13 protein-coding genes and 4 pseudogenes are annotated in these 15,463 nt (G+C 58.8%); 3 read left to right on the forward strand and 14 right to left on the reverse strand.

Annotated elements, in window-relative coordinates; translation table 11 throughout:
• Nucleotides 1-12 precede the first annotated feature (12 nt).
• From NKI97_RS28020 to NKI97_RS28040, 5 genes are all read right to left on the reverse strand, one after another.
• Nucleotides 13-1,230: a tyrosine-type recombinase/integrase gene (locus NKI97_RS28020; protein ID WP_352837772.1), complete on the reverse strand. Its 1,218-nt coding sequence runs from the start codon at nucleotides 1,228-1,230 to the stop codon at nucleotides 13-15.
• 670 nt (nucleotides 1,231-1,900) lie between these two features.
• Entirely contained in the window at nucleotides 1,901-3,214 is a 1,314-nt protein-coding gene (locus NKI97_RS28025) for an HlyD family type I secretion periplasmic adaptor subunit (RefSeq protein ID WP_352566043.1), read from the reverse strand.
• On the reverse strand, nucleotides 3,192-4,964 hold the full coding sequence (locus tag NKI97_RS28030) for a type I secretion system permease/ATPase (RefSeq protein ID WP_352837778.1): 1,773 nt from the start codon (nucleotides 4,962-4,964) through the stop codon (nucleotides 3,192-3,194). The genes NKI97_RS28025 and NKI97_RS28030 overlap by 23 nt, the downstream gene beginning before the upstream one ends.
• Nucleotides 4,965-5,350: 386 nt before the next feature.
• Nucleotides 5,351-6,142: a calcium-binding protein gene (locus NKI97_RS28035; RefSeq protein WP_352837774.1), complete on the reverse strand. Its 792-nt coding sequence runs from the start codon at nucleotides 6,140-6,142 to the stop codon at nucleotides 5,351-5,353.
• Nucleotides 6,143-6,614: 472 nt separating this feature from the next.
• Nucleotides 6,615-6,824 (reverse strand): hypothetical protein, encoded by a 210-nt coding sequence (locus NKI97_RS28040; protein WP_352811373.1) that lies wholly within the window; start codon nucleotides 6,822-6,824, stop codon nucleotides 6,615-6,617.
• 32 nt (nucleotides 6,825-6,856) lie between these two features.
• Here NKI97_RS28040 and NKI97_RS28045 point away from each other — a divergent pair.
• Nucleotides 6,857-7,015 (forward strand): annotated as a pseudogene (locus tag NKI97_RS28045) (IS66 family transposase); the annotation flags it as partial.
• Between the two features lie 29 nt (nucleotides 7,016-7,044).
• Here the strand turns inward: NKI97_RS28045 and NKI97_RS28050 are convergent.
• The 9 genes and pseudogenes from NKI97_RS28050 to NKI97_RS28090 form a co-directional block, all read right to left on the reverse strand.
• Nucleotides 7,045-7,311: pseudogene (locus NKI97_RS28050) on the reverse strand (hypothetical protein); the annotation flags it as partial.
• Between the two features lie 8 nt (nucleotides 7,312-7,319).
• Nucleotides 7,320-8,282 (reverse strand): LysR family transcriptional regulator, encoded by a 963-nt coding sequence (locus NKI97_RS28055; RefSeq protein ID WP_352516375.1) that lies wholly within the window; start codon nucleotides 8,280-8,282, stop codon nucleotides 7,320-7,322.
• A 67-nt stretch (nucleotides 8,283-8,349) separates the two neighbouring features.
• Nucleotides 8,350-9,138, reverse strand: a complete 789-nt coding sequence (locus tag NKI97_RS28060) for an ABC transporter permease (protein ID WP_023719312.1) — start codon at nucleotides 9,136-9,138, stop codon at nucleotides 8,350-8,352.
• A 3-nt stretch (nucleotides 9,139-9,141) separates the two neighbouring features.
• Nucleotides 9,142-10,053 (reverse strand): nodulation factor ABC transporter ATP-binding protein NodI, encoded by a 912-nt coding sequence (gene nodI / locus NKI97_RS28065; RefSeq protein WP_352710397.1) that lies wholly within the window; start codon nucleotides 10,051-10,053, stop codon nucleotides 9,142-9,144.
• A gap of 43 nt (nucleotides 10,054-10,096) precedes the next feature.
• Nucleotides 10,097-10,342 (reverse strand): annotated as a pseudogene (locus NKI97_RS28070) (carbamoyltransferase N-terminal domain-containing protein); the annotation flags it as partial.
• A gap of 35 nt (nucleotides 10,343-10,377) precedes the next feature.
• Complete coding sequence (nodS, locus tag NKI97_RS28075; protein ID WP_352450799.1) at nucleotides 10,378-10,974, reverse strand: nodulation methyltransferase NodS; 597 nt, start codon at nucleotides 10,972-10,974, stop codon at nucleotides 10,378-10,380.
• 80 nt (nucleotides 10,975-11,054) lie between these two features.
• On the reverse strand, nucleotides 11,055-12,380 hold the full coding sequence (nodC, locus tag NKI97_RS28080) for a chitooligosaccharide synthase NodC (protein WP_352837775.1): 1,326 nt from the start codon (nucleotides 12,378-12,380) through the stop codon (nucleotides 11,055-11,057).
• Between the two features lie 14 nt (nucleotides 12,381-12,394).
• Complete coding sequence (gene nodB, locus NKI97_RS28085; protein ID WP_352615317.1) at nucleotides 12,395-13,054, reverse strand: chitooligosaccharide deacetylase NodB; 660 nt, start codon at nucleotides 13,052-13,054, stop codon at nucleotides 12,395-12,397.
• Nucleotides 13,051-13,644 (reverse strand): NodA family N-acyltransferase, encoded by a 594-nt coding sequence (locus NKI97_RS28090; RefSeq protein ID WP_352615318.1) that lies wholly within the window; start codon nucleotides 13,642-13,644, stop codon nucleotides 13,051-13,053. The genes nodB and NKI97_RS28090 overlap by 4 nt, the downstream gene beginning before the upstream one ends.
• 266 nt (nucleotides 13,645-13,910) lie before the next feature.
• Here NKI97_RS28090 and NKI97_RS28095 point away from each other — a divergent pair, with 266 nt between their 5' ends.
• Entirely contained in the window at nucleotides 13,911-14,840 is a 930-nt protein-coding gene (locus tag NKI97_RS28095) for a LysR family transcriptional regulator (protein WP_352457033.1), read from the forward strand.
• A 285-nt stretch (nucleotides 14,841-15,125) separates the two neighbouring features.
• Nucleotides 15,126-15,463, forward strand: a pseudogene (locus NKI97_RS28100) (IS630 family transposase); the annotation flags it as partial.

Raw genomic sequence — 15,463 nt, forward strand, 5'->3', positions numbered from 1 at the left:
GTGGCCGTTGATTTAATTGGATTTTTTGGCCATTTTTGTCCCACCTCTTTCAACCCCCTCAGAAAGTGGGACAATTTTGTTCTCTTTTCGATCGATAACCAGCAGGTATTTCGCCGCTCTCGCTACCTTCCGGCGACGCGCTTTCTTGATGTAGTGGTCGGGCTGCTGGTACGTCGTCCACCCATATATCGCCTTCAGCTGCTCGTGGGTCGCGCCGTTCTCAGCGGCGATCGTCGCGCCGGCCTTGCGAATTCCATGAGCACTGCAGTGCGGCAGCTCAGCTTGGTCACACCACTGGCGCATCTTGTTGCCTAGACCGTTCTCCGAGAACGGGCGACCATATTCATTGACCAGGAATGTCATCTGGTCGGAGGGCGTGTGCTCAAGTTCCGCCTCTAGTTCGGGCAGCAGCGGGAGCTCTACTAACACCGCATCCTTGTTACGACTGGTCTTCCCAGGCTTGATTCTGATCCACTTCTCCCACTGCTCGGTCTCCTCATTGTAGACGAGCGTGATGTGCTGTCGACCGAAGATCGCGACGTCCGACAACCGCAGGCCAGTAAACATGAAGATCGAGAGCGCACGTCTGGCTGCGGTACCCAGCGGATGCCGCTTCTCATATTGAACGATCTCCGACAAGTCCCATGGGTGCCAGCCGTCGCCGCTCTTCAGCCGTCTGATGCCGCGGGCGGGATTGGAGTCGACGCCCGGAATCTCTGTGTCCTTTGCCCACTCAAACATCGCGCTGATGGCTTTTACGATATTGTTTGCGGCGCCAAGGGCGTCGAGCCTGGTGTCCCTGATCTCCTTAACATGAGACCGTTTCATACCGGCGAATGGCAGAGATCCCTTGGTGGGATACTGAGGATCCGGGTCACCTTCGAGGGGATGAGGTAATTCGCATACGCGCTCCAGAATTGCTCGTCGGCGCGCCATAGTGTCTTGGGTGATTTCCGTGCCGCCCCGACGGTAATACTCCTGGCAAAGCCACAGTAACGTGCCTTTCTTCGCTGGCTCGGAAGGCTTGGGGAGGCGCCGGCAAATCTCGGGAAGAGTGCCGGGCCGAACATAAGAGACCTCGGCGCGTGCGCAGCGCAGTTCCTCGAGGAACTCGTCGCTGCCGGTCGGTTCACGGAGCCGGACCTTCTTCCGACCCGGTGCGCGAAAATAGTACCGATCATTGCCGTGGCGATCAGTGTCCTTCACTACGCCCTTAAGATCGATTTTCACGGGCTCATCCGTCATGTTCGTGGTTTTCGATCCCAAGGATTGTCTAGTGGCGGCGAATCTTCGTCAAGCTTTGGTGCTCCTCCGATTTGGCGGTGAGGGAGCTTTCGAAAGGCCAATACAAGTTCCTCGACGTCCCAAACAATGCGCCCCTTGCTCGGCATTCGTGGCTGCGGCATCCGGCCGTCCTGGACCATTTCATCAAAGGTCGTTGAGCTTACGCCGATGAACGTCGCAGCCTGCTCGCGATTGATTCCTACCGGCGGGAGCGAGGGCGGCAAGACGCTCGGGGTGCGTAGCATCGGTTTAGCGCGTTGAAAGCGCGTTTTTGACGCCTGCCTGTCTTCCTATGTACCTGTCCGAATATTGCAGACGCTCAATCATGTCCTAGCCCTGTGCTTGCAGGCTCACCCTAGGTCTCCAGACCTAGGATCGCTCAAGACACCGGACTCTTTTCCAGCCTTTGTGTACGATGATGGGTATCTTAATGCGCTCGAGGCCAAGAACTGAATGGTCGGCGACTTGGAAGGGCAAAATGACCGCGGAACCACGAATCTGAGTCAGAGGCGGAATCCAACTGAGGAAAGCATGGCTGTGTTTTCAGACGGTTATGACTCTCATGCATGCGTAACAACCAACAAGAATACAAACAAAATATTTCTGTGGATTACTTTCATTCCTCATGGAATGCGCGACTGATTTGGTCCGACAGCGGCTTCACAAAATAAGAAAGCGCCGTACGCTCGCCCGTCTGGATCATCGCTTCGGCCGGCATGCCGGGCACGAGCGTCAGGTCCTTGAGCTTCGTCAGTTCCGCATGCGGAACCGACAGACGCACCAGGTAATACGAAACGCCGTTTTTTTCGTCCGTCGCCAGATCGGCTGCGATCCGGCTGACATATCCGTTCAATACCGGCGTGGTCCTCAGATTGAAGGCTGACATCCGCAGCACGGCCTTGTGACCAAGCTGGATTTGGTCGATGTCCTTCGGGGTGATTCGTGCTTCAAGCGCAAGATCGTCGCCTTCCGGCACGATTAGCATAATCGGATCGGCGGGCGTGATCACTCCTCCGACCGTATGAACTGCGAGTTGTTGAATGGCGCCTGACTGCGGCGCGACAATATCGATCCGTCGCAGTTCCTGTTCAGCCGCCACCTTGCGCTCAACATACTCCCCAACCTGCGCCTGAACCTCTCTGAGCTCCTGGCCGACTTCCGTCTTGAAATCCGGATCGATCTGCAGGATCTGGAGGCGCGTTTCGGCTATGCGGGCTGCCGTCTGTGCCTGATGTGCAATCTTCTCACCGCGTTCGCCGCCGAAAGTGGCAACCTGCGTCTTCAGGCTGTTCAAGCGTTGGTCCGAGACAATGCCTTGGTCGCGCAGCCCACTCAGGGCAGCAATTTCCTTTTGGAGAATCTCGGTGCTTTTCTCAGAAGCGATTTCCTGCGCCTTGAGCCCCTCGATCTCGTGCTCATATTGAGTGATGCGTTCCGCTAGCTGCGCCTGCCTTCCGTCGCGGGATTGTCTGCGGAATTCGAACAGCCGCGTCTCGCCATGTACTGCCGAAGCTACGTCCGGAACATCTCTGCGGGCGAGCAGCCAGTCCGGGAAGGCGATCTCCGCCAGATCGTCACGCTCAGCTTCGAGTCGTGCCAGGTTGGCGGCCAGCTCATCGAGCCGCTTGGTGACTACAGCGAGAGTGGCGCGCGTCTGGGTGGCGTCGAGCCGCATGAGGATGTCGCCGGCTTTTACTTTATCACCTTCGCTCACCAGGATTTCTCCCACCACCCCGCCGGTCGGGTGCTGCACCTTCTTCACATAGGAATCGACGACAAAGTGTCCGGACGCGACAACCGCACCGGAGAGATTCGTGAAGGCCGCCCAGGCTCCGGCTCCTCCAACAAAGATCACGCTCGCCAGAAGGCCCGCCACCAGATGCCGGCGAATGGAGCTGGAAACGTCATTATTCTGATGAATGCCGGCCACCGGGATCCTCCATGTCAGCGCGCTCTCCCACGTTATCCTGTGTAGACTCGATGGCCTTGACGCCAGCGCCTGGTGCCATCGCTGCCCTCTTCAAGACTTTGGAAAGCGCTTCATCACGCGCACCGAATGCTCGCTGCCGTCCACCTTCCATGACCAACACAAAATCCACGGCGCGGATGGCGCTCGGCCGATGGGCGACGACAACCGCAATGCCCTTGCGCCCGCGCACGGAGGCGATCGCCTTGACGACCGCAGCCTCGCCTTCCGCATCGAGATTGGCATTGGGTTCATCCAGCACAACAAGGAAAGGGTCTCGATAAAGAGCACGGGCAAGACCGATACGCTGGCGCTGCCCGGCGGAAAGTGCCGATCCGGCCTCACCAATCGGAGTTTCGTAGCCGTGCTCAAATCGGAGGATCAGTTCGTGCGTGCCCGCTGCTTTCGCCGCGGTGACAATAGCCTCAGGGTCAGGATTATCTTCAAAACGAGCGATGTTTTCGGCAATGGTGCCGTCGAACAGTTCAACACCTTGCGGCAAATAGCCGATATGACGGCCTAGCGCTTCCGGGTCCCATTGATCGAGGCTTGCGCTGTCGATGCGAACCTTTCCGGCGACCGGCGTCCATGCGCCGACGATGGCGCGCGAGAGTGTCGACTTGCCCGAACCCGATGCACCGATGATCCCGAGTGCGCTTCCCGCCTGAACGGCAAACGCAAGGCCGGTCACGGTCGGCTTCCTTTCGCCGGGCGGAACGATTGTCACGCCTTCGACGCGGAGTTCGCGTTCAGGTGCAGGCATTGGCATAACAGGAGCGGTTTCAGGAACCTTTCCCAGGAGGTCCTCCAGCCGCGCCCAACCCTGGCGCGCCATGAGGAAGGGTTTCCAGCTTGAAATGGCCAGATCGACCGGAGCCAGCGCACGCCCCATCATGATCGAACTGGCAATCATGACCCCGGCCGTAGCCTCCTGCCTGATGACAAGGTACGCGCCGACGGCAAGAATGGCCGATTGCAGCAGCACGCGCAACGACTTTGCAATGCCACCCAGCCCACCTGCCACGTCCCCAGCTTTCCGGTTGGCGGCCAGATACTCGGCATTGGCCTTGTGCCATCGGGCAGCGATCCGCTTTCCGAGACCGAGAGCTTGCACGACCTCGGCATTGCAACGCGCTGCTTGCAGTAGGCCATTGCGCACCATGTCGTGGGCAATGGTCTCGCGTATCGGCCGTTGCGAGAGAGTGTTGGTAAGAAGTGTCAGAGATGTGAGACCGATCGCCCCGATAAGTGCCGTCATGCCGATCCAGAAATGAAGGAGGAAGCAAATGGCAAGATAAAGCAGCATCCATGGCAGATCGAAGAACGCTGTCGGACCGTTTCCACCTAAGAATCCGCGAATATTGTCGAGGTCGCGAAGCGGCTGCAAGCCGTCGCCCGGCATGCGCGTTAAAAGCGGAAGGCGAACGATCGCATCGTGAACGCATCCGGAAAACTGTTCATCGAAACGCTCGCCAATCCGCAGCAGCACGCGGGCGCGCAAAACGTCGAGCAGGCATTGGAACGCATAAAGCCCTGCAGCAAGCACGACGAGCCCCACTAGCGTCGATACGCTGCCACTTGCCAGAACGCGGTCGTAGACCTGAAGCATGAACAGCGGCGAGATCAGCGCAAGCACGTTGACCACGCCGCTGATCAACAGAATTCCCCAAATAGCGGAAGTCAGAGGGAAAGGTCTCAAAGCTGAATCCTTCAAGGAATGGTTACTCACGTAGGTCTCCGTGAGGATCTGGCGACCCAGCTCCCTATATTGCTCCCCGAGCGGCAACCGACTCGCTGATTCAGGATCAGTGCTCCCGCCGAATATGTTTGGCTTGGCATCTAATGGAGCGGGTCAACAACAACACCGTCCGGCTGAAGGTTTGGAAGGGCAACGTCATCGTGGCCGGCCGCAAGGGCCCGAACAGGCTTCCGCCTCCACGCGTTCAGGGAGATTTCGGTGTACGACCAGCGCGACGTGCAGGGCTTCGTCAAGCTGTACACGCTGCGACTGCTCCCGGGCGCCCCGGCCCATCGCAAGTAGCGGAGACGGAAAGCCCCCGCCCAGGGGGGCGGGGCGCTGTTCCGTATGGGTTTTCTGGATCAAACGAAGGTGAAGTCCGACGCGGTCAGGCCTAGGTCGGCCACGGTGACCACACCGCCCAGGTGGGCGAACTCATGCCCGTTGTTCTCGGCGGTGACATAGGCCAGAGTTGCGACTCTGTCGCTGTAGCTGCTTTGGTAGACAATGATGTCGCCGGCGTGCTCGCCGGAGATCGCACTCGCGGCTTCAGAAGCAGAGTTGAAAGATTCGCCAGTGATCACCACGACGTGTTCGCCGTTCGCACCCGAGGCCGCACCACTGTAGAAGCTGCTCACCGGGTAGCCGGACTGTATGCTGGCGTTGTTGACGAAGTTCGCGCCAAAACCGTCGTTGTAGAGGCCCACCGCATCGAAGGCGAACCTATCCTCCGTCGGGTTGAAATCGGTGATAGTGGTAATGTCCGACTTCGACCCGACAACCCCAGGCACCGGATTGTGGAACTGGAACACGAACGTGTCACTGTCGGTGCCCCCGGTCAACGTGTCCTGGCCGTCACCCACGTAGAGGACATCCTGGCCGGGACCGCCGCTGAGCCTGTCATTGTCCTCACCGGAGACGCGCGGGTTGAAGCGGCCGTTGTCGCCGGAGAGATCGTCCCAGCCATCTCCGCCGAAGATGCGGTCGTTACCCTTGCCGCCGATGAGTCGGTCACTGTCCGGGCCACCCGAGATCTCGTCGTTGCCGCCACGACCGTCAATCCAGTCACCGCCCTGGAAACCCTCCATCCAATCGTCAAGCTCGGTGCCGATGAGTGTTTCGGCACCCGGGCCACCCTCGATAATCTTTGCCATCGAAAATACTCCTAATGATGCACCCTGCCTGACGCGTTCATATTGCTCATCGGATAATTAGAGAAATCGATTGCTTGGATAGACACACATTTACGAAATGGATGCATTCACGTTCACTTCGCCCTTCTGCTGAGCAGTTGCGGGCTCGCTGGCGGCGGGGACGCTGGTCGCCCAAGCAATCGATCTGAAGATTCGACACTCAAACCACCAGGACAACACTTCGTAACGGGGCCGACCTGGTTCGGCCCCAAACTTCTCTCTGTTTGCTCGACGCCGGCATACCCGCACCGTAAGCGCTGGACGAGGACAAGTTCCGCTGGCCGCCGGTGGAGAACGGCGTGATCCGGCTTGCCGCGCGGAACTGATGGCGCTCGTCGAAGGCATGGACTGGCGCGTTTGAGCCGAACGGAGACGGCGTCCGACGTCGGCCGGATAGGCCGTGGCGAAGTGACTCAGGCGCAAAAGGCGGGCCTCAGGCCGTGCAAAATAAGCTCCTGTCGGCGTCATGACGAGAAGCGCTTCGGCCCGTCCCCACGAAATCGATCCGCTCAAGGCGATGTTCGTCGCCATGGCGGCGGAGAAGGCCGAACTGCAACAACTCCGGAGCGAAACACTCAAGGCCGAGATCGTCCGGATGGCGACACTCAACGAGCGTGCCCAGGAGAAGATCGCCGACCTTCATGGGATCATCAAGCAGCTGGAGCGCGCCGCTTCGGTCGCAGCTCCGAGAAGCTCGAACGTGCCCAGCAGGCCTTCGCCTTCGAAATCCAGACCGGGCTCGGCGCGATTGAGTCCGAGCTCGAGGCCGCAAGACCGACAGGCGAGCCGCGACGTGCTGCGCGACCGCGCAAGGCGTTCCCGGCGCATCTGGAGCGGGTCGAGATCGTCATCCAGCCCGAGCCATGGGGGAAGAAGCGCTCCCGCAGCCAATTGTCCGGTCCGTCAAACGCGGTCGGCCGCACAGGCTTGCGAAACGGAACAGTCCCGCCCTCGCTTAGATACCGAGGCACCGTGTTGCGCGCGCACCCGAATTCCTTCGCCCGTCGGTTCATTCCCCAGCCAAGCTCATGCAGCCGCAGCATCGTTGCCACCTCTTCAGGCTGAAGGATCTGCTCTCCCTGCATCGTTCTCGACAATGCAGGAATCGCCCAATCCCAATCGCCATCCATGCCTCCTCTCATAACCGAGGGGTCGTCGGCCGACAACTGAGACGTCCGGTGCTCTTAGGCGGGGTAATCATACGAGATGCCTCCTGCAACATCATTTCCCGCATCCATAGGCTTGCCGGATCATTATTGTGAAGCGCAGGCCATTGGACGGCCTCCGTGAATGCGGCAGGAAGTGGCGGCGGAAGTTCGACAATCCGCAGGGGTGTTAATTTTGCGAAATGCTGCGCCAGCCGTAAGGGCATTGTCCCGATGCGGTTGGTGCCTGATAGAAGGGGCGGGATCATGCTAAAGCCCTGTACGACGACCTCGATACGTCTCTCGAAACCGTTCTCGAGCAAATACCATTCCTCGATGGAGGGCTGCCGGGTGTCCCCGAATTTAAGCACAACCTGCCCCATCGACAAGTATCGGTCGAATGTAAGTGGCTCTGACAGCTGCTTGTTCGTGCCGCAGCCTACGCATACGAGCATATCTTCGAACAGGGCTGCGCGAGGATGTTTCGACATGAACACTTCCGGCATAATCAGAAAATCAACGTCGCCGCGCCGGAGAAGCTCCTCGGGGTCGTCGGAAATAAGCAGACATTCGAAGCGGACGGCGGGAGCTTCCCGCGCAGCACGCTTTACGATCTTCTTAAAAAATACGAGCGTGAGGTAATCGGAAAGGATGATGCGGAAGCGACGATCCGATCGGGCCGGGTTAAAGGCGTCCCAGGAAATAATCGACAGCTGGATGTGCAGCAATGCCTCCCGGACTGCTGTGGCGAGCCCCTCCGCGCGCGGTGTCAAAATGAGTTCGCGGCCGTTCATCGTAAATAGCTCATCGCTGAAATAGGCGCGTAACCGACCGACGGCGGCGCTCATGGCCGGCTGACTCAGGTTAATACTGCGGGCCGCGGCGGTGACTTTACGCTCCCTGATCAAAGCGTCCAGCACAACCAGGAGATTTAGATCGAGTCCCTTAAAACGCATGTATTGACCTATCCGACGCGTGGATGGGTATCGCCCAAAGAATCAATTTTTCGAATGGTGAGTAGCGTCAACGCATCAGCCGACGACGAAATAGAGCAACCGATAGGAAGAACGGCAAAACCGTGTATATGCAAAGCGCGCCGATATGCAGGCCCATGCTGCCGGCCGGACGGCCAAGCATCGCCGGACGAATGAGGTCAATTGCATGTGCGAGCGGCAACAAGGAGGCGACGTCCTGAAAAGCGCCGGGCAATTGGTTGACCGGAAACATCGCGCCGCAAAGGAACAGCATGGGTGTTATAACAAGCGTATTATAAAATATGAAATATTCATAACTGGGCGCAAGCGCCGTGACGACCATCGCTAGACTCGCGAAGGCGAGGCCACTGAGAGCGATGACTGGCAGCAAGCAGAGGATGGATGGCCACGATGTGTAGCCGAGCGTGGTGGCAACAACAGTGATTGCTGTGCCCGCCATCAGGGCCTTGGTGGCTGCCCACGCCAATTCGCCGAGTAAGATATCGCCGAGCGTCAGCTGAGTGCATAGCATTCCTTCCCAGGTGCGCTGGTTGTCCATGCGGCCGAAACTCCCGTAAACCGTTTCAGCAGTCGCCGATGCCATCGCGCTTGTGGCAACCATGCCAGCCGCGAGAAACGCAATGTACGAAGTGCCCTCAACAGGACCTATCATTGTTCCGATGCCAAAGCCGAGACCGAACAGATAGATCATCGGATCGGCGAGGTTGCCGAGAACCGATGCAAGCCCGATTTTCTTCCATCCAAGATAGTTGCGGCGCCAAACCGCGACCCAATTCCACGCATTGGCGGGCATGGCCGCCGCATAACGTTCGCCCATTGTTCAGTCCTCCATCTCGCGCCCGGTTAGCCGCAAGAACACATCCTCGAGATTGGGGGGACGCTGCAGAAGGCGCAGACCCGCGCGCCCGCGTAGCTGCACCAGCACCTGCTCCGGATCGGGTGCATAGCAAAAAAGCGTCTCACCGCTCACCTCGATGCGGTGTGCGTACGGCCGGATCAGCGCACCCAGTTCATGCGGATTGCCGCCGTAGACCTCGACCACGTCACAGCCGATCTGCTCGTCAATGAGTGCGGACGGGCGGCCTTCGGCGATCTTGCGCCCCTCCTCCATAACGCACAGCCGATCGCACAGCCGCTCGGCCTCTTCCATGAAATGGGTAGTCAAAAGAATAGTCTTGCCCCGCGCCAGCAGCGATCGCAGCCGTTCCCAGATCAGGTGACGGGCCTGCGGATCGAGGCCGGTGGTCGGCTCGTCCATCACCAGCAAGTGCGGGTCATTGATCAGCGCACGCGCGAGCGTCAGGCGCCGCTTCATGCCGCCGGACAGTTCGGCGACGCGCGCATCCGCTTTGTTCTCGAGGCGGGCGAACTCAAGCAGCGATGGTATGACCGCTTCGATCTGGCGTCTGCTCATCCGGAAGTAGCGCCCGAACACCAACAGGTTCTCGCGTACAGTGAACGCGGTATCAAGATTGTCGAACTGCGGGACCACGCCGATGCGCATACGTGCCAAACGCGCGCGCGCCGGCACTGGAGCGCCGAGCACAGTAATCTTGCCCGCATCAGGCGATGTCATGCCGAGGACCATACGCGCAATCGTGCTTTTCCCCGCACCGTTCGGTCCCAAGAGCCCGAAGCATTCCCCCGCCGCAACGCGGAACGACAGTCTGTCGACAACGAGCTTGTCATAAGTTTTGCTTACGTCGGTAAGATCGATCGCTACCATGGACATGGGTTCATTTTACCGAGAGGGACGCCAAGACTGGCGGTTGCTTGGTTGCCTGCCGGACCTGAAACTGTGACTCGTCTTCGCCATCCCAGCCGTCGATAACGAACTGATCGACATCACAAGGATTTAGCCCCTGTTCCGCCAAAGCGGCGACAATTGCGTCGAGATTATCGATGGTGTGATAACGCGGATTGTTGTGCCGCTTTTCCTGCTCAACGCAGAAGACGAGCCGTCCATCCTCGACAAGGGCGATCGCCCCATCATGGGTCAGCTTGGTACCACAGATGCGCATAGTGTCTCCACGTTAACGGCGATAGATTCGATTCATCAGGAAGCGGAAAGCGGGTTCCGGAAACGGACGAGCAAGCAGTCTTCGTTGACCGACTCGCCCCGACACTCAAGACGCTCTACCTCGATCAACGTTTCGTTCAGCATGGCGATGACCGGCTCAGCACCAGCGGCGTGACCCCAGCGACGGCAATTAGCATCCCTTGCCGATCCGAAGATCAGATGCCCGCCTGGCGCAAGCACCCGCACCAGGTTTTTGACGGCCGCGCGCATCTCGGCTATGTCTTCGAGGTAGTATAGGACCTCCGCCACAACGATCAGGTCAAACAACTCGTCGGTCGAAAACTGTTGAACATCGGAGACTATCCAGTTGATGCGCGACGGCTCCTTTATCCGTTGACGTGCTCGAGCAATCGCTTGCGCCACCACATCGATGACGGTGAGCCCTTGGCAGTAGGGAGCTAGTTTTTCCGTGAATGCGCCGGCAGCGCACCCGACTTCGAGGGCATTTGTAATGGAGCCTTGGGCAAGCGCCAGCTGGAGCATTTGCGTGTGGCGCTCCCGCTCGAACGGATTGCCGTCGAGGCGCCACGGATCGTCTGCGGCCAATTCCCGATCGAGCAACTGATGATTCATGTTCTGGGTCAAACTCGTCCACCTCTCGTCCACCTAGGTAATTAGCGATCACTCGTCGCCGCAGATGTTGCTCGACAGCGCTAATCCCGAAGAATCCGCGCAAGATTGAGCCTGCGAAGCGGAGCCGCATGCGGTGAGAATTCTGCCCTGCTTGATCCAGTGATCGGAGTTTGGGCGGGGGCCTGTTTTCCCCCAGTGTTCGATGTAGCGACAGCAGAGCTTCGCGACAGCCAATCGCTATTGCTCAATGTACACAGCGCGTAGGCCTTCAAGGGAAGTAAGAGAAAGATGTTGATGAACGTGTGCAGGGAAAAGCCCAGAAATCGAAACTGTCGAGCACGAAATGCTACCACGCTGCATCGGACCATGGTCATGGACACAATCATCAGTCCTGTCCACCAAGGCACAGTGCCTGTCAGTGCGAAATGTGCGAGGCCCGTTAGTACCGATAGGGCGAGGAGTAGCGGCCCGAGATTCTGTCCGACCACGTCCAACGTGAGATAGCTATTGAGGCCGGGCAGCAAGCGCAGCCCAAGCAGCGTGTCCCGGAATGTGCTTCGTGCCCAACGGAGTTGTTGGCGCAGATACGGTCCGAGTCTGTTCGGAACGACTGTGGCCGCGATGGCGCCCGGAACGTACTCGGTTCGAAAGCCTGCTTTCAGCATGAGGATAGTGAGATGGCGATCCTCCCCGAAGTCGCTTGGCTTGCCCCGAAAAAATTGCGACTCGTACTGGTCCAGTAACAAAAGGAGCGCAGACCGGCGGTACATGGCACATGGGCCGCAACAGCACATAACGGCACCGAAGCGAGCCTGTGCCGCGCGCTCCTCGTTGCAAGCCAGCCAGTACTCCATGTCTATCAGCCTTGTCAGCCAGCTCTCGCTCCGGTTACTGGCAATCAACTGACCCATGACTGCGCCGACCGCTGGATCTCGCATCTTCGGTACAAGCTTGGTGATGACGTCGGGCGCGAGTATCGTGTCTGAATCAACGTTAAGCACCAAATCCCCGGATGAGCGGCGTATCGCGGCGATCTGCGCCTTGCGCTTTCCAACATTCTCGGGAAGCAAAATGATGTCGAACCTAGGGTCGCGCGCGTAGGTTTCGTGGACAGTTCCTACGGCTTCGCGATTTCCAGAACCGTCATCAACCACATAGACCCGAAGTCTTCCGGCGTATTCTTGGTCTGCAATGGACGCCAGGCACTCTGAAAGCGTGCGCGGATCCTCGTTGAAGCAGGGGACGATGACATCCACGCTGGGCAGTTGATCGGAGCCGACGAGATCCTCCAACGCCGATGAGTCGTTTGTCGGCAGAGCATAAATCCCCTGCATGCTCTTATAAGCAGTCGAGAGCAGTGCATAAAGCGAAATGGCCACAGTGCTGGTTGTACCAAGAAGAGTCATGGGATCTCGTTTGTTCAGTGATGTTGAGGAAGTGAGCGGATTACAAATCCGCGCTCATGAAGTGCTGGAATCAGCCGGGACAGCGCCGTGACCGTCTGGTCGCGCAGACCGGCGTGAGCGCCCTGGCTCAACTCGCCGGGAGGGCATCCGTCGTGCAAGAGTACGATTGCGCCCGGCCGGACAGAGGCGAGCACGGTATCGATAATCGCGTCGGCCCCAGGGCGAGACCAATCTCGAGGGTCGACGGACCAATGGAGGGCCGTCAGCCCGGCGATCTGTGACGCTGTGAAGACTTCTTCGCTCCAGGCCCCGTAGGGCGCGCGAATATAGCGCACCGAGGCCTGAGGGCACGCCCTCATGATGGCGCCGTTCGCTTCAAAGATCTCACGTTGCACTTCGCCGAAGCCGCATTTGTACAGATCCGGATGAGTCATCGTGTGGTTGCCTAGCTCGTGCCCTTCTGCAAACATTCGTTGGATTAGATCCGGGTGCTCTAAGGCGTAGGCGCCGATGACGAAGAAAGTCGCCGGCACCCGCTGCTCTGCCAACACATCCAGAATCTCCGGTGTGAAAAGTGGATTGGGACCGTCGTCAAACGTCAGATAAACGCTGCGACGGCCGGTGCCGTCAGAGCACTCACGGCGCACTTCGTACAAGCAATCGGGACGGCTCATAGCTCTGGTCCGTTCCGATCGATCATCGTGCCCGTGGGCCATTCGCTGATCGGCCGTCCAACTGGCAGAACAATGGTGAGTGCGTCATCGATGCGTGTGGGCGGCAGGTCGAGGCGCGCCTCTGGTCGGGTGGAGCGCACGCGAATTCCCGACAAAACGGCCATAGGGCTGTATCGCCGCCCGAACCTCTCAACATGATTCCGCAGCGCGTCCCGGACGGTTCCGAAAGCGAATGGAACGCCAAGCTCCTGCAGTATTGGAAGCATGACATGGATTGAATGGGCGATTCCGAGACCCTCAAGATCCGGACGTACCCCGTACAGGCCCAGCTCAGCCACCAACAGATCGACCGCGTCAACCTTGATGAAACGGCGCAGTATGCCCATGTGAGCCGCTACACCGCTCGAATCATAGGCGATTGCGCGGAGTTCAGGCCTGGCTCCGGCCCAGCTTCGACTACCTTCGAACGGTTCTGCGTTGGACGCCCCAGTCGGCCCGTAGGTATTACGAAAGAACTGGGCGAGCTCGACGTGGTCCGAGAGCTGCAACTCGTTTTCCCAGCACAATTTCCACTGCACCTGAGGGCGCATTCAGGACCTCTCTTCAAAATAGTTTCTTGCGGGCCGCATTACCCGGCCAAAGCGGCGGCGTTGTTGGCTGCACTCAACCGTTGTCGTTAGCGAAGGTGAGCCAGCCGGTGGGGCTCGCCAATGAGCTCTCTCGATGTTCCCGCCCGTCGCGGCGCCGTCGATTTGAGCTTGACGTCGGTCATTTACGTTCCTCTAATGCATGGTTCGTAAATTCGTAAAATTGATTGTTTAGATGATGCCCATCCACACGCTGGATAGATCAGGATATGCGGTTTAAGGGGCTGGATCTGAATCTGCTCGTTGTGCTGGACGCTCTGATCAGGGAGCGTAAAGTCACTGCCGCGGCCAACAGTATTAACCTGAGCCAGCCGGCCATGAGCGCCGCCGTCGCTCGGTTACGCGCCTACTTCAGCAATGAGCTATTTACGATGAACGGCCGCGAGCTCATTTTGACACCGCGCGCGGAGGGGCTTGCCCCAGCAGTCCGGGACGCATTGCTGCACATCCAGCTATCGATTATTTCCTCCGACGCCTTTAACCCAGCCCAATCGGATCGTCTCTTCCGAATCATGCTTTCCGATTACCTCACGCTCGTGCTTTTTAAGAGGATCGTAGAGCGTACTGCGCGGGAAGCTCCCGCCGTCCGCTTCGAATGCCTGCCTATTTGCGACGACCCCGAGGAGCTTCTCCGGCGCGGCGACGTTGATTTTCTGATTATGCCGGAAGTGTTCATGTCGAAACATCCTCGCGCAGCCCTGTTCGAAGATATGCTCGTATGCGTAGGCTGCGGCACGAACAAGCAGCTGTCAGAGCCACTTACATTCGAGCGATACTTGTCGATGGGGCATGTCGTGCTCAAATTCAGGCACACCCGGCAGCCCACCATGGAGGAGTGGTATTTGCTCGAGCACGGTTTCGAGAGACGTATCGAGGTCGTCGTACAGGGCTTTAGCCTGATCGCGCCCGTCCTATCAGGCACCAACCGCATCGGGACCATGCCCTTACGGCTGGCGCAGCATTTCGCAAAAACAACACCCCTGCGGATTGTCGGACTTCCGCCGCCACTTCCTCATCCCGCATTCACGGAGGCCGTCCAATGGCCCGCGCTTCACAATACTGATCCGGCAAGCCTGTGGATGCGGGAAATGATGTTGCAGGAGGCATCTCGCCTGGCGCCTTTGCTTGAAAGCTATTGAGCGTCTCGGGCTTCCTGGAGGCGGTCGCGATCGCGTAGGAGCGGTTGCCATTCGGGCGTCAGGCCTTTGGCTCGGCAGAGCGGCGCAGTTCCTTGCTGAGTACGAGGGCCAGGAACGAGCAGAACACATGCCCGGGTTGGTGCTGAGTTGACTGCCGCCTCCGATTTCGCGTGCGAAGTCCCAGAAGATGTCTAGAGCGGTTCCCCCTTTGACGGAATCAAAGGGGATTCCAGATTTATCTGTTTTGTGATTCAAGATGCTGGCTGGAGTGGAGGCCAGCATCGGATGACCCGACCTCTTTCCAATGATCTTCGCGAACGTGTTGTAGCGGCGGTTTTGGGTGGCGAGAGCCGCCGGTCGGCCGCCAAACGGTTCGGCATTTCGGTTTCGGCGGCGGTGAAGTTGTTGCAGCGCCATCGGGTGACTGGCTCGGTCGCGCCGGGCAAGATGGGTGGACATCGCAAGAGGTTGCTGGAGCCGCACCGTGCCTTCATCGAGGCGCGTATACGTGAGACACCGCATCTGACGCTGCACGGTTTGAAGGATGAGTTGGCCGCACGCGGGGTCAAGGTCTCGCACAACGCGGTCTGGATGTTCTTGAGGCGCGAGGGCCTGAGCTTCAA

It is taken from the genome of Mesorhizobium sp. M0296, assembly GCF_040321675.1.
Taxonomy (GTDB): domain Bacteria; phylum Pseudomonadota; class Alphaproteobacteria; order Rhizobiales; family Rhizobiaceae; genus Mesorhizobium.

Excerpts from the sequence above, each read along its gene's own strand:
- NKI97_RS28035 (WP_352837774.1), bottom strand. The coding sequence starts at position 6,142 with ATGGCAAAGATTATCGAGGGTGGCCCGGGTGCCGAAACACTCATCGGC.
- NKI97_RS28040 (WP_352811373.1), bottom strand. The coding sequence starts at position 6,824 with ATGAAGGTCGGCGATCTTCTCCTGGGCACGCTCGTTGAGTGTCGCCAT.
- NKI97_RS28055 (WP_352516375.1), bottom strand. The coding sequence starts at position 8,282 with ATGCGTTTTAAGGGACTCGATCTAAATCTCCTGGTTGTGCTGGACGCT.
- NKI97_RS28060 (WP_023719312.1), bottom strand. The coding sequence starts at position 9,138 with ATGGGCGAACGTTATGCGGCGGCCATGCCCGCCAATGCGTGGAATTGG.
- nodI (WP_352710397.1), bottom strand. The coding sequence starts at position 10,053 with ATGTCCATGGTAGCGATCGATCTTACCGACGTAAGCAAAACTTATGAC.
- nodS (WP_352450799.1), bottom strand. The coding sequence starts at position 10,974 with ATGAATCATCAGTTGCTCGATCGGGAATTGGCCGCAGACGATCCGTGG.
- nodC (WP_352837775.1), bottom strand. The coding sequence starts at position 12,380 with ATGACTCTTCTTGGTACAACCAGCACTGTGGCCATTTCGCTTTATGCA.
- nodB (WP_352615317.1), bottom strand. The coding sequence starts at position 13,054 with ATGAGCCGTCCCGATTGCTTGTACGAAGTGCGCCGTGAGTGCTCTGAC.
- NKI97_RS28090 (WP_352615318.1), bottom strand. The coding sequence starts at position 13,644 with ATGCGCCCTCAGGTGCAGTGGAAATTGTGCTGGGAAAACGAGTTGCAG.
- NKI97_RS28095 (WP_352457033.1), top strand. The coding sequence starts at position 13,911 with ATGCGGTTTAAGGGGCTGGATCTGAATCTGCTCGTTGTGCTGGACGCT.